Annotated in this window: 13 protein-coding genes; 2 read left to right on the top strand and 11 right to left on the bottom strand. The window is 31.5% G+C overall.

Annotated features, from left to right (window positions below; all coding sequences use genetic code 11):
• Positions 1-66: 66 nt before the first annotated feature.
• From GKG01_RS05885 to uraA, 7 genes are all read right to left on the bottom strand, one after another.
• Positions 67-702 carry a phosphatase PAP2 family protein gene (locus tag GKG01_RS05885; RefSeq protein ID WP_154271797.1) on the bottom strand — a complete coding sequence of 212 codons (636 nt, stop codon included), beginning with the start codon at positions 700-702 and terminating at the stop codon, positions 67-69.
• Entirely contained in the window at positions 699-1,724 is a 1,026-nt protein-coding gene (locus GKG01_RS05880) for a molybdopterin-binding protein (protein ID WP_154271796.1), read from the bottom strand. Before GKG01_RS05880 ends, GKG01_RS05885 begins: the two co-directional genes overlap by 4 nt.
• Positions 1,725-1,814: 90 nt before the next feature.
• On the bottom strand, positions 1,815-3,770 hold the full coding sequence (locus GKG01_RS05875; protein WP_154271795.1) for an ABC transporter permease: 1,956 nt from the start codon (positions 3,768-3,770) through the stop codon (positions 1,815-1,817).
• The gene (locus GKG01_RS05870) at positions 3,760-4,524 is read right to left on the bottom strand and encodes an ABC transporter ATP-binding protein (RefSeq protein WP_110058028.1); all 765 of its coding nucleotides are present in this window, start codon (positions 4,522-4,524) and stop codon (positions 3,760-3,762) included. The genes GKG01_RS05875 and GKG01_RS05870 overlap by 11 nt, the downstream gene beginning before the upstream one ends.
• 92 nt (positions 4,525-4,616) lie before the next feature.
• Complete coding sequence (locus GKG01_RS05865; RefSeq protein ID WP_241684751.1) at positions 4,617-5,504, bottom strand: sensor histidine kinase; 888 nt, start codon at positions 5,502-5,504, stop codon at positions 4,617-4,619.
• Between the two features lies 1 nt (position 5,505).
• On the bottom strand, positions 5,506-6,183 hold the full coding sequence (locus GKG01_RS05860; RefSeq protein WP_241684750.1) for a response regulator transcription factor: 678 nt from the start codon (positions 6,181-6,183) through the stop codon (positions 5,506-5,508).
• Between the two features lie 95 nt (positions 6,184-6,278).
• Positions 6,279-7,535 (bottom strand): uracil permease, encoded by a 1,257-nt coding sequence (gene uraA / locus GKG01_RS05855; RefSeq protein WP_110058025.1) that lies wholly within the window; start codon positions 7,533-7,535, stop codon positions 6,279-6,281.
• Between the two features lie 122 nt (positions 7,536-7,657).
• Between uraA and GKG01_RS05850 the strand changes: the two genes are divergently transcribed.
• Both GKG01_RS05850 and GKG01_RS05845 read left to right on the top strand, forming a co-directional pair.
• The gene (locus GKG01_RS05850; protein WP_094207331.1) at positions 7,658-8,080 is read left to right on the top strand and encodes a Fur family transcriptional regulator; all 423 of its coding nucleotides are present in this window, start codon (positions 7,658-7,660) and stop codon (positions 8,078-8,080) included.
• Positions 8,073-8,918 carry an AraC family transcriptional regulator gene (locus GKG01_RS05845; RefSeq protein ID WP_094207332.1) on the top strand — a complete coding sequence of 282 codons (846 nt, stop codon included), beginning with the start codon at positions 8,073-8,075 and terminating at the stop codon, positions 8,916-8,918. The genes GKG01_RS05850 and GKG01_RS05845 overlap by 8 nt, the downstream gene beginning before the upstream one ends.
• A gap of 39 nt (positions 8,919-8,957) precedes the next feature.
• On the opposite strand, the gene yaaA is transcribed toward GKG01_RS05845, so the two are convergent.
• The 4 genes from yaaA to GKG01_RS05825 form a co-directional block, all read right to left on the bottom strand.
• Positions 8,958-9,692, bottom strand: coding sequence for a peroxide stress protein YaaA (gene yaaA, locus GKG01_RS05840; RefSeq protein ID WP_154271793.1), 735 nt, complete (start codon positions 9,690-9,692; stop codon positions 8,958-8,960).
• Between the two features lie 93 nt (positions 9,693-9,785).
• Positions 9,786-10,436 carry a V-type ATP synthase subunit D gene (locus GKG01_RS05835; RefSeq protein ID WP_094209964.1) on the bottom strand — a complete coding sequence of 217 codons (651 nt, stop codon included), beginning with the start codon at positions 10,434-10,436 and terminating at the stop codon, positions 9,786-9,788.
• Entirely contained in the window at positions 10,436-11,824 is a 1,389-nt protein-coding gene (locus GKG01_RS05830; RefSeq protein ID WP_002836810.1) for a V-type ATP synthase subunit B, read from the bottom strand. Before GKG01_RS05830 ends, GKG01_RS05835 begins: the two co-directional genes overlap by 1 nt.
• Positions 11,824-13,587: a V-type ATP synthase subunit A gene (locus GKG01_RS05825; RefSeq protein WP_154271792.1), complete on the bottom strand. Its 1,764-nt coding sequence runs from the start codon at positions 13,585-13,587 to the stop codon at positions 11,824-11,826. The genes GKG01_RS05830 and GKG01_RS05825 overlap by 1 nt, the downstream gene beginning before the upstream one ends.
• Positions 13,588-13,595: the final 8 nt, after the last annotated feature.

The following is a 13,595-nucleotide window of genomic DNA, read 5'->3' as shown; positions in this document are numbered from 1 at the left end:
TTATACCAACCAAGTTCAAATGTATAGTAGGAAACTTCCAATAAAAAATGAACTATAAAAATAAATTTATAGTTCATCAAGATTTTTATTTGATTTTATTATATATTTTTCTGCCACAAAAATCGTAGCTAGATAACACACATATCCCACTAACATTCCAAAAAACACATCTGTTGGCCAATGCACTCCCACAACCAACCTACTAAAAGCAATTACAAATGGAATTATTCTCAAATAAATGAATTTGTAATTTTTCAAACTGCATAACAAATAACTCAAAGTAAAATAAAAGCTTGTACTTACCAAACTATGACCGCTAACATAACTGTAACCACCTTGTTCTATTTTGAAAAAATCTAACGGTCTTACTCTCACAAAACTATATTTGTACACATTCATAAATACAAGGCCAATTAAACAAGAAATTAATGTTATTGAAAAAAACGAATTCTTGCCAATACGTTTTGAATAATATAAGCTAATAGCTAATATCAAAAAATACGTGCTGAAATTTCCAAGTATTGTGAATGATTTAAAAATATAAAAAGTAAAATTATCTGTAAGATTTTGTGCAAAATTCATTATTTTCGGTTCGAATGAAAGACCCGATTGTTTTCTAATGAAAACCCCAAAAATCAACGAAGCTACAAGAATTGCTGCCGATAAATATATTTTTTTCTCGTTTATTACTTTTCCAATCATAACCCTTTACCATACTCACAATTTGGGAAGTGACACTCTGAACATTGCATACAAAAACCACCATAACCTAAACTATTAATCATATCTTTTGTAACTTTAATATTTGCAAAAATATAAGGCAAAATAATGTCGAAAACTGTAGATTTATTGAACATTACACAACCTGGAAGTCCCATAATTGCAGTATCGTTTTTATAAGCCAACATAAACATCGCACCTGGTAGTACAGGAGAACCGTAAGTTATCACTTCTGCCTTGGAATCTTTTATAGCTTTTGGTGTCATATCATCTGGATCGACACTCATTCCACCTGAAACCAAAATTATATCGGATTTGTTTTCTAGTGCCTTATTAATTTCTCGTGTAATATTTTCACTATTATCGTCGACTATGACGTGATTTATTACTTCACAATTGTAATCCTTCATTTTTTGTTTTAACACAGGTCCAAATTGATCTTTGATTAGACCTTTGTACACTTCAGATCCTGTCGTAATGATTGAACATTTTTTTGTCTTATCAAATGGAATGATTTCCAAAATAGGAACACCATTCATTATTTTCTTAGCTTCATCCATTATTTTTTCTTTTGTGAAAAGCGGGATAATTCTCATTCCAGCAATTTTTTGTCCTTTTCTTACTGGTTGATTGCCAAGAACAGTTGCAATGGATATGTCATCAATTGAATTTAACTTGAATAACCTATCTCTGTCGACTTTCAAAAATCCATCCACATCAGAAACTATTTCTATCTTGCCTTCTTTTATATCAGATGAATGCATATGTTGATTAATACAAATATCTTTCAAAATAATTGCACAATCATTTTCGTGTAAATCATCATCTTCCAATTCCATAACATAAATATGTTCCTTGCCCATACTTAGAAGAACAGGAATATCTCCTTCTGTAATAACGTGACCTTTTTTAAAAGCTCTCTCTTTGACCACGTCCTTTACAATTCTAGTCATATCGTGCGGTAAAATGTGACCTACCGCATCTTCAGTTCTAACTACTTTCATTTTAAAACCCCTCTTAGTTGATATTCCTATTTTATCACGAAACCATTATTTTTTAAAACACACAACGAAAAAACTGGAGTTTCCTCCAGTTTATTCTTCTTCGCTTACCAAATTATAGTAGACGTTACTTGTTATTTTAAATATTACGAAATACACTACAATTATTATAACTACTGATATCGCAAACGGAATAGCAAATTCAGATATATTTCTTATTCCAAAAATTCCGCACAATTGATACAACATTTTTGATGCAACTGCAGAATGAATCACTGCCACAAAAAGCGGTAAGAAGAACATCCAATATATTTGTTGCGATGATGTCTTTTTAATCATTTTGTTTGACAGTCCGACTTTTTTCATTGTTTGAATGTTTTTTCTATCTTCAATTCCTTCTGACAAATGTTTGTAATATGCAATAATTGAAGTTCCAATTAATAAAACAAAACTTATAATGAAGCCAATATACAAGAACGCTCCAAACAAACTGTACACTCCTGTTTTTGTTTCTTGTCTAGATACAAATTGAAGAGAACTGTCTTTAGAGATAAATTCTTTTCCATCTAGCTTTTTATCTGAATTCCAAAAATAAGATACGCCTACATAAAATTGATCATATCCTGAATTATCTTCTGCTGGAATTTTGAAATCATTGCAAAATCTTACCAAATCCTCATCAGTTTTCACTACGACGTAGAACATATCCACAGCGATATTTCTTCCTTCAAGCTCATCAATTTTTTTGAATTTATAATCAACACTTCCCAGTGTTATCTTATCTGATGTTATATATTTCATGTAATTTGAATTCAATAAAATTTCTCCGTCTTTCAAAGAATAATTTTTGGAAAACTTATTGTTAAACGAATCCAACGTTTGAATCATAATATAGATAGGCTTGTCATTATTCTTTCCAATTCTTGTGAATTTATTACCTTCAAGGTTTGCAAAAATCATTGTGCTAACTTGATAATATTCATTTTTAGGATTTGTTTTTTCTGTGACTAAATTTTTTAATCTAGTTTTTTCTTTTTCGATATTTTTAGAAAAATCCTTATCTGGTATAATCGTCCCAGTCAATTTGTAATCTCTGTTTACAGTTGAATCGACAACTTTTTCTGCACTGTTGTAGATCGCCATTGTAGTCGACAATGATACTACAACTCCTGTGCACAAAATTGCAATACTAGCTAATCCGACTGCATTTGATTTCATTCTGTAAAGCATTCCAGAAACTGTAATAAAATTTTTCGATTTATAGAAGAAATTCTTGTTTTTCTTCATCATTTTTAGTACAAAAATAGTTATTGCAACAAATCCACAGTACGTTCCAAACAGTACAAGTAAACTTGCCACGAAAAACATCAACAAGCTTTCCAAGCTTCCTTCGATTGTCAACGCAATGTAATAACCAATTGCAGTTAGAATTATTGCTAGAATGAAAAATACTACTTTGACTTTTGGTTCAGATTCCGATTTTTGTCCTTTTGCAAATAAATCCCTAGTTGTAGCTGATTTTATATTTAATATATCGAAGATAAATGTTAACACACTAATTACAAGATTAAATAGTAGTGATAATATAACTGCTTTGGTTGAAATCCCAAACTGCATTATGCTGAAATTTTCTTGCATCAATTTTCCAACTGCCAAGAACAATACTTTTCCCAATGTAATCCCAAAAACTATTGTTAGGATTGAAATAATCACAAAAAATAACGACTTTTCTTTTAGCAAAATTCTATTGATATGCCTGTTCTCCAATCCGAAAACACGATACAATCCAAATTCCTGAAACCTTCTTTTTATCAAAAACCTATTCGCATACATAATAATTGCAAATGTAAATATCGCAATAATAATTGATCCGAAAACTATTATCGCTCCAAATTGGTCTTTTTGCATAACGTATTTATTATCTAATAGAGATATCATAATGAACAAAATCGCCACCATAATACTCGTTGACAAAACATATGGAATATTTACAATTTTGTTTGCTTTTAAGTTTTTGAGAGCAAATTTTGTAGATAATTTAGAATTCATTATCTACACCTCTATTGTTAATAACTGTCAAGGATTCATTTATTCTCTCCATAAATTCATTGTTGTTGCTATTCCCCTTGTATATTTCATGGAACACGACACCATCTTTTATGAATATTACCCTATCTGAAAACGAGGCTGCCTTCACAGAATGAGTAACCATAAGTATAGTTTGTCCTAATTTATTGATTTTTGTAAATAAATCAAGTATCATTTCAGATGATTTTGAATCCAATGCCCCTGTAGGCTCATCTGCCAATATCAAATCTGGTTTTGTAATCAAAGCTCTTGCAATAGCAATTCTTTGTTTTTGTCCACCACTAACTTCATAAGGATATTTGCCCACAAAAGATTCAATTCCTAACAAACCTTGAATTTCAGACAATCTTTGCTCCATTTCTTTTGGCTTATAATCTGAAAGCACCATCGGCAAAAATATATTGTCTTTGTTTGAGAAAATATCCAATAAATTAAAATCTTGAAATACAAATCCCAGCTTTTCTCTTCTGAACTTTGCAACTTCCGATTCTTTTAAAGTGGATATATCTTTGCCATTTAACACAACCTTTCCATTAGTTTGCTTATCTAATGTCGATATTACATTAAGTAAAGTTGTTTTACCTGAGCCTGATTCTCCCATTATCGCTATAAATTCATTCTTTTCTACAGAAAAATTCACATCTTTTAATGCTACTGTTTCAACATTTTTCGTTTTGTATACTTTTCTTACGTTGTTTAATTCTAAAATATTCATAACACCCTCCATAACTATATGTTAAAAGAATTTAGAAAAAGTAGCATTTATCTAAACTAACAAAAATCACTCAATCTTACAAAATTGTAAGATTAGTTATTCACAATAATATAAAATTTACTGCCTTGACCTACAACAGAGTCGACTTTCAATCTAATATCTAGTTTATCTGCGATAGATTTCGCCAAATACAATCCCAAGCCACTTGATTTTTGTTTTAATCTTCCATTAAATCCCGAATATCCTTTATCAAAAATTCTATTGATATCTTCCTTTGGAATCCCTATTCCCTTGTCTTCTATTAAAATCACGACAGCATTATCTTTTTTGAATGAATCTAAGATAATCTGTGAATTTTCAGAATATTTAATCGCATTAGAGAGGATTTGTTCCAATAAAACACTTAACCATTTGCTATCTGTAATGCATTTTATGTCGTGTTTTCTAAAATCCAAGCTAATATGTGAGTTTATGAACAAAAGTGAGTATTTTTTGACTAAAATATTCAGTAAATTATCCACATCGACAACGCTTATATCCATGTCTTTTTCGTGCAAATTTAACTTCAAATAATTGATAGCCATATTCGTGTAATTGTCGATTGATTTTAGTTGCATCTTCATTTCTTTATTATCATCTGTCAGAATTTCCAAGCAAGTTATCGGTGTTTTAATCTGATGTACCCACATAGAAAAATATTCTTGGATATCTTTTTGCCAAGAAATATACTGATTTCTAATATTTTCAATTTGCATTTCCAAATCTTCTATTTTCTCATCTTTTGACAATTCCTTTTGAAAATCTAAGTATTTAATCATCAAATAAATTAGAAATACTATCAAACAGATTTCAAAACCTTGTAAAAACACTTTTAGGTCTACATTGTTCAAATAAACAACCATAAAATAAATAGCATTTATTGACACAAAAAACAAAATAGAATTGAGATTTTTCTTTAAAAAACACATTAATTTATCCATTTTAATTTCTTCCATCATTTAAATAGTATCCTGAATATTTCTTAGTCAACAAGAAATCGTCCAAGCCAAGTTTGTTTAATTTTTTTCTTATTCTATTGATATTCACAGCTAAAGTATTATCATCTATGAAAAAATCATTTTGCCAGCATTTATCCATCAATTTTTCCCTAGTGACTATTTCACCTTTAGCTTCAAATAGCGATTTTAAAATTAGCATTTCTGTTTTTGTGAGATTAATTTCATTGTCATTGAATTCTAATCTGAATTCATTCACGAAAAGCATGACATCATTAAACTCCAAAACGCTTTTGATGATGTTGTTTCCGTAATATCTTTTCATTACGGCGTTGATTTTTACCATAAGTACATCAAAATTAAATGGCTTTGTAATATAATCGTCAGCTCCCATCTGCATTCCCATTATTATATCCAAATCCTCTGATTTTGAAGATATGAAAATTATTGGAATATCAGTTGTTTTTCGTATTTTTTCGCACCAAAAATATCCGTTAAAACTAGGAAGTATAATATCCATCAATATTATATCTGGCTTTATATTCTTGACATCCTCCATAATATCTATTCCAGAATTTGTGAACACTTCGTATTCCCAATTTTCTAAATATTTTTTAAGTGAATTTAAAATTATTTTATCGTCTTCTATAATTAAAACCTTCATACTAAAATTATACATAAACTTGCGAAAAAATGATACGAAAGCTATTTTTCAATAAAAAAATTAGTGAACTAATAAAAGTCCACTAATTATACTTACTAATCGTTCATTATTCCCAATCTATCAAATACATAGAATAGTAAGCTCAATACTACTGCAACAACTGATGCTAGAACCATTCCTGATAATGATACTCCCAAGAAGTTTATTTTCAATCCTGAAAGTCCAGTTACAAATATTACAGAAGTTAATATTAAGTTTTTGGATTGTGAGTAATCTACTTTTTGGTCTACTAATAATCTGATACCACTTGTTCCAATCATACCGTAAAGCAAGAATGTTACTCCACCTATTACATTTCCTGGTATCGATGATATTAATGCTGATAATGGTCCAATAAATGCCATCAAAATTGATATACAAGCAGCTCCCGCAATTACATAAACTGAATAAACTTTTGTAATTGCCATTACGCCAATATTTTCACCGTAAGTTGTTGTTGGAACTCCGCCTATAAATCCAGATAATGCAGTTGAAAAGTTGTCTGCAAAAATCGATCTATGAAGGCCAGGTTCTTTTAATAGATCTCTTCCTATGATATTACTTGTAACTACTTGGTGTGAAATATGTTCACTTGTTATTACCAAAATTACAGGCAACATTGTGATTATAGATTTTAGGTCAAATATTGGAAGTTGAAATTTAGGTAATGTAAATAATGATGCTTGCATTACCGGTGTAAAATCAACCATTTTTAATGCTACACTGACAATATAACCTGTTATAATTGCGATTAATATCGGTATTGTAGCTAAGAATTTTTTGAATAAAACAGAACCTAAGATTGCTACTGACAATGTAACCAAGAAAACTATAACATCATTTGTAGTTCTTGTATCTGTCATGATATTTGCACCGATCTTACCACCAGAAACAGTTGCTTGTGCAAGTTCAAATCCTATCAAACTTACAACACTTCCCATAGCAGCAGGAGGCAGAACGACGTCAATCCAATCCGTTCCAAATTTATAAATTATGTATGCTAAAATACATCCAATAAGTCCTATTGCAACGAAAGCTCCCTGTGCATAACGAAATCCCGATTGTCCAATTATTATGGTTGCAGGTCCTAAGAACGCAAAACTACTTCCCAAATACGCCGGTGCTTTTCTTTTTGTTATCAAAATAAATAACAGTGTACCTATACCGTTCATCAATAAAACAATACTAGGATTAATCCCCAAAACTATAGGCACCAATACACTCGCTCCAAACATAGCGAAAGTATGTTGAATACTTAGAGGTATTAGCATCTTTGGAGATACTTTTTCGTCTACTCCAATAATTCTTTTCATAAAACACTCCTTTGATTTTTTATCCTATATATTCTACATTGAAGTCAAATATATTTCAAGTGGTTTGACTTGTATATCTTCTAGCTGATATAATAAAAAGCGTTATTTGAAAGGAAATTATTATGGAAAACAATGGAAATTATTTAAGAACAAAATTACTAGACAATGGTATTAAACCTACATATCAAAGAATTGTAATTTTAGATTATTTGGAAAATCATCATATTCATCCAACTGTAGATGATATTTACAGAAATTTAGCTCCTAAATTGACTACATTATCTAGAACAACTATCTATAATACAGTTAAAGTCTTCGTGAAAGCTGGTATTGTATCTGAACTTAACATCGATAACTCAGAGCTAAGATACGACATAACGACTGAAACTCATGGACATTTTAAATGTGATAAATGTGGCAAGATTTACAATTTTAATACGGAAAATACAGTTGAAAGTTCCGATTTGAAAGGATTCAAAATCAATTCTACAAATATTTTGATTAACGGAATATGCAAGGATTGCTTGGAAAAAGAAAATGAATAGTGAATTTTACAAGATTGAGCCTAGAGATGATTTGTACATCAAGTTATTATTTATTTCTAAAACAGAACTTAAAATGAATGAAGAAGTGAAAAGAGGAATACTTCCTTTTTATCAAATGTACTATTGTCTTAAAGGAAATGGAACTTTTATTGTAAATGACAAAAAGATAGAAATTCTTCCTTTTGATGTATTAATAGTAAATCAGGGTTCCAGAATTACAGAAATTTCTAAATCAGAAAGTTTTGAGTTCTATACACTAGCTATTTCTGAAGTATCTTTCGATACAGAACAAAAAGATAAAGCAGTTCTTAGTATCAAACACAATCACATCAACGACCGTGATATGGTAATTTTGTATTATATCAACAAAATATTGGAAGAAGCCAAGTACAAGAGATTTAGATATCAAAGAGTGTGCTCTTGTTTGATTAGTATTTTGATTACAGAAATTCAAAGACGTGGCGATTTAAAATTCACAATGGATGATCCTGCACAAGATTCATTTACTAAACATGTCGAAGATTATATTTATGAAAATTTCAATCAAGAAATCACACTAGATTCTATTTCAGAAAAATTTATGGTCTCTAAGTCACATTTAATCCACGAATTCAAAAATCATTACGGTAAAACTCCAATGCAATTTTTGCTAAACAGAAGAATGGAATCTGCTATGTTGTTATTAAAAACATCAAACAAGCCAATCAATGATATAGCAAAACTCTGCGGATTCAATTCCCAATCTTATTTCGATCAGGCATTTCGTAGAGTGGTGAAAGTTACACCTAACGATTATAGAAACAAATACAAAACAAAAATCAAAAAAATCAAAAAATAGACTTTGTTTAACACATGTTACAAACAAAGTCTTTTTTAATTAATCAGACACTTTTGATTTCACAAAAACAAGCTTATTTATATCACTGTAATCTTCAGAATAATTATATCCATCACAAGAGAACTTCTTCAATTGTTCAATATCTTCAACATTATTTCTTGCTATATAATTTACCATTCTCCCTCTAAGAATTTTAGATGGAGTTGCTTTTGTCTTTAATTTAATATCTCCTTCTACAAATACTTCTTCTTTAAAATCAATCTTAACAGGTGTTTTATCTAAGTATTTGTAAATATTCTGTCCATACTCTTTTGATGCCAAATCGATTATTTCCTCACCTTTAAAGTGATTTCTTATTTCATCTTCCCAAAATTCATACAGATTAATTAATTTGTCTTCAAAATCCAATCTATATTTTGATATTTCATCTAATGGTCTAAGTATTCCGTAAAGTCCCGATAATATTCTGAGATGTTCCTCCAGATATCCTAATTTATTTTCATCCAATGAGTTAACATCCATGTATTGATATTGTATTCCGTCAAAGCTTAATATCGCACAACCTTTTGGTGCCTTATCGAAATTTTGATAAAGGTTGTAACTTTCCTCTGCTATTTTGTCGGAACATTTCCACAAATTTTTGAGTTCTTCGGCTGATTTTTCTTTTATAATTGAAACTAGCTCATTTTTCTTGCTTTCATATAGACAACTACAATTTTTGTTTTTAATTTTTCTAATTTTAAATGTTTTTGCGGGTGAAATTATAATCTTCATACTGTCCTCTACATATTTTTCATTCTACTAATTATATTACCATAAAAAAGACTGAGTAATTTAATTCTAAGATTATTTTACCCAGTCCTATTTTTATGCTTCGTTTTCTTGTTTTGCGATAATATCTTTGACTTTCATAAGTCTCGTAATATTAGCACGTTCGTTTTCATCAAGCTTTGCTCTGATATATTTAATTGTTTCTTCCAAATCAGGAATTGTTCTATATTCCAAAGCATTTACTCTTCTTCTAGTTTGCTCAATTTCATCCGCCATTAATTGTGTAGCTTTTTCGATTTGAGCTAATTCCAACATATCATCCATAACTGAATTCAATGAGTCAATTGCCAAGTCCAAATCTTGTGATGTTTGAGCATATCCATAAGGATATATTTCACTAGAATCAGCTTCACCTTCACGAGAGAATTTCATTTGTGGAATAATTACACTCATTACGTTTTTAGTTTCAATATCTACATTTACCTTTGTTTTAGGAAATGATACTGCTTCATCTAAAAACTCTGGACTCATTATTGCACTTGCCATTAGAAAATCGCTGAATGAGTTTTGAAGTTTTTCTTCAACTTTTTCTCTTAGAGCTTTGTTCTCTTTTATCATGTCGATGAATTGTCTCATAAGTTCGTCTTGTTTATCTTTTAATAACTTATGACCTCTGGAAGATGTTTTGAGTCTAGCTTTTAGCTCCGACAGAGCCATTCTTGTAGGATTGACGTTGAGCCTTGCCATTACTCATCAGTCCCTTCACCATTTCCAAGATATTTATCTATTAATTCATCTTTAATTCTCTTCAATTCTGTACGTGGTATTTCTTTTAATAAATCCCAGCCGATATTAAGAGTTTCTTCGATAGATCTATCAGTATAATAACCTTGATCTACATATTCTCTTTCGAATCTTTCAGCAAATTTTGCAAATGCTTTGTCAGCATCGCTCAATGCAGATTCCCCAAGAATTGCAGATAATTGTTTTGCATCAAGTCCAGACGCATATCCTGCATAGATTTGGTTCATTGTATCTGCATGGTCTTCTCTAGTTTTGCCTTTACCAATACCTTTATCTTTAAGTCTTGATAATGATGGAATAGCATTAATAGGAGGTTCATATCCTTTCTTGTATAATTCACGCGAAAGTATAATTTGACCTTCTGTAATGTATCCTGTCAAGTCTGGTATTGGGTGAGTAATATCGTCTTCTGGCATTGTCAAGATAGGAATTTGAGTTATAGATCCTTCTCTTCCAACGATTCTTCCAGCTCTTTCATATAAAGTTGCAAGGTCAGTGTACAAATATCCTGGATATCCTCTACGACCTGGAACTTCTTTTCTGGCAGCAGATACTTCACGAAGTGCTTCCGCGTAGTTTGTCATGTCTGTCATGATTACTAATACGTGCATTCCCTTTTCAAAAGCCAAGAATTCTGCGCAAGTAAGCGCCATTTTTGGAGTTGAAAGACGTTCAATTGCTGGGTCATCAGCTAAGTTCATGAACAATACTGCTCTGTCGATAGCGCCTGTTTTGTTAAAGTCTCCGATGAAATATTGTGCTTCTTCAAATGTTATTCCCATGGCAGCAAATACTACGGCGAATTTATCATCTTTACCCAAAACTTTTGCTTGTCTTGCTATTTGAGCTGCTAATTTATTATGAGGAAGACCTGATCCTGAGAATATAGGAAGTTTTTGTCCTCTAACAAGAGTATTCAAACCATCAATTGTAGATACACCTGTTTCTATAAATTCTGATGGATAATCTCTGGATACAGGGTTGATAGATGAACCATTGATGTCCACTTTATCTTCTGGAATAATTTTAGGACCATTATCTATTGGTCTACCTAAACCATCAAATACTCTACCAATCATATCTTCAGATACTCCAAGTTCCAAAGGTCTACCTAAAAATCTTACTGTAGTTTCTTGTAAGTTAATTCCTGATGTACCTTCGAATACTTGAACCATTGCTACATCGTGGTCAATTTCTACAACACGACCACGTCTTTTTTCTCCATCTTGTAATTCTATTTCAACAAGTTCATCGAACTTTACGCCTTCTACACCTTCTACCGCCATTAATGGTCCGACTACTTCTGTTACTGAATTATAATCTTTAATCATTAACGTTCACCTCCATTAACTAAATCGGTAATTTGTGATTTAATTTCTTGTTTAATTTCTTCAAATCTTTGTAGTTCATCTTCTGGAATATTTTTAGAACGTGTAATCTTTTCTCTTACAGCAAGTTTTGAAATTTCAGATACATAAGCTCCTTCTTCCAAAGCTCTCAAAGATTCCTTGTGGAATGTTAAGATCAAATCCAACATCTTTGCTTGTTTGTCCAATGAACAGAATGTATCTGTTTCGTGGAATGCATTTTGTTGTAGGAAATCTTCTCTTAATGATTTTGAAGTTTCAAGTTTGATTTGGTCTTCATCGCTTAATGAATCACGTCCAACCAATCTTACGATTTCTAATAAAGATGATTCTTCTTGTAATAACTTCATAGCTTGTTTTCTAAAATCTGAGAAATTACTATCTACGTTACCATCCAAATATTCGTCGATCTTATCTTGATACAATGAATAAGAGTTAATCCAGTTTATTGCTGGGAAGTGTCTCATGTAACTTAATGCGTAATCCAATCCCCAGAATACTTTTACAATTCTAAGTGTTGATTGTGTAACTGGTTCTGAAATATCTCCACCTGGAGGAGAAACCGCACCGATAACTGTCAATGATCCGTCTCTTCCATCACTACCTAAACATTTTACTTTTCCAGCACGTTCGTAGAAATCAGCAATTCTTGATGCCAAGTATGCAGGATAACCTTCATCACCAGGCATTTCTTCAAGTCTACCACTCATTTCACGAAGAGCTTCTGCCCATCTTGATGTTGAGTCAGCCATCATCGCTACCGAATAGCCCATATCTCTGTAGTATTCAGCAATTGTAATTCCTGTGTATATACTTGCTTCTCTGGCTGCTACTGGCATGTTTGAAGTGTTCGCTATTAAAACAGTTCTCTTCATCAATGATTGTCCAGTCTTAGGGTCAATCAATTCAGGGAATTCATTAAGAACGTCTGTCATTTCGTTACCACGTTCTCCACAACCTACATACACAACTATTTCAGCGTCTGCCCATTTAGCTAATTGGTGTTGAACTACTGTTTTACCACTACCGAAAGGTCCTGGAATTGCTGCAGTACCACCTTTTGCAACTGGGAAGAATGTATCGATAACTCTTTGACCTGTGATCAATGGTCTGATTGGATCTTCCTTTTCTTTGTAAGGTCTACCATTTCTTACAGGCCATCTTTGAATCATATTTATTTCAATATCTTTAGAATCTTGTTCTACAACGCAAACTGTTTGATCAACAGTGAATTCTCCAGATTCAATTGATTTGATTTTACCAGATACATTAGCTGGAACCATTATCTTGTGAACAATTACTTCAGTTTCTTGAACTTCACCTATAATATCTCCTGCTTCTACTTCATCACCTACAGACTTAACAGGTTTGAATTCCCATTTCTTTTCTCTGTTTAATGATGGAGCGCTAACTCCTCTTAACAAGAAGTCTCCAGCTTTTTCTTGCAATGATTTTAATGGTCTTTGAATACCATCAAACATTTGCTCTAAGATACCAGGTCCCAATTCAATTGATAGTGGGTGACCTGTAGATACAACTTTATCCCCAGGGCCAATTCCTGTTGTTTCTTCATATACTTGAATTGAGGCTTTATCGCCTCTCATTTCAATAATCTCTCCAATGAGCTTATCGTCTGAAACCTCAACAACGTCATATACGCTTGCGTTTTCCATTCCTTCAGCAACTACCAAAGGTCCGGATACTTTTAATACTTTACCTTCTTTCAATATAAGCT

This window comes from Finegoldia sp. BIOML-A4, from assembly GCF_009679635.1.
Lineage (GTDB): Bacteria > Bacillota > Clostridia > Tissierellales > Peptoniphilaceae > Finegoldia > Finegoldia magna.
Note: the sequence above shows the minus strand (reverse complement) of the source record. Positions and strands in the feature narration are given on the sequence as shown.

What these genes read in the sequence shown, in the direction of transcription:
- GKG01_RS05865 (WP_241684751.1), bottom strand. Translation starts at nt 5,504, where the DNA reads ATGGATAAATTAATGTGTTTTTTAAAGAAAAATCTCAATTCTATTTTG.
- GKG01_RS05845 (WP_094207332.1), top strand. Translation starts at nt 8,073, where the DNA reads ATGAATAGTGAATTTTACAAGATTGAGCCTAGAGATGATTTGTACATC.
- GKG01_RS05850 (WP_094207331.1), top strand. Translation starts at nt 7,658, where the DNA reads ATGGAAAACAATGGAAATTATTTAAGAACAAAATTACTAGACAATGGT.
- yaaA (WP_154271793.1), bottom strand. Translation starts at nt 9,692, where the DNA reads ATGAAGATTATAATTTCACCCGCAAAAACATTTAAAATTAGAAAAATT.
- GKG01_RS05875 (WP_154271795.1), bottom strand. Translation starts at nt 3,770, where the DNA reads ATGAATTCTAAATTATCTACAAAATTTGCTCTCAAAAACTTAAAAGCA.
- GKG01_RS05885 (WP_154271797.1), bottom strand. Translation starts at nt 702, where the DNA reads ATGATTGGAAAAGTAATAAACGAGAAAAAAATATATTTATCGGCAGCA.
- GKG01_RS05860 (WP_241684750.1), bottom strand. Translation starts at nt 6,183, where the DNA reads ATGAAGGTTTTAATTATAGAAGACGATAAAATAATTTTAAATTCACTT.
- GKG01_RS05880 (WP_154271796.1), bottom strand. Translation starts at nt 1,724, where the DNA reads ATGAAAGTAGTTAGAACTGAAGATGCGGTAGGTCACATTTTACCGCAC.
- uraA (WP_110058025.1), bottom strand. Translation starts at nt 7,535, where the DNA reads ATGAAAAGAATTATTGGAGTAGACGAAAAAGTATCTCCAAAGATGCTA.
- GKG01_RS05830 (WP_002836810.1), bottom strand. Translation starts at nt 11,824, where the DNA reads ATGATTAAAGATTATAATTCAGTAACAGAAGTAGTCGGACCATTAATG.
- GKG01_RS05835 (WP_094209964.1), bottom strand. Translation starts at nt 10,436, where the DNA reads ATGGCAAGGCTCAACGTCAATCCTACAAGAATGGCTCTGTCGGAGCTA.
- GKG01_RS05870 (WP_110058028.1), bottom strand. Translation starts at nt 4,524, where the DNA reads ATGAATATTTTAGAATTAAACAACGTAAGAAAAGTATACAAAACGAAA.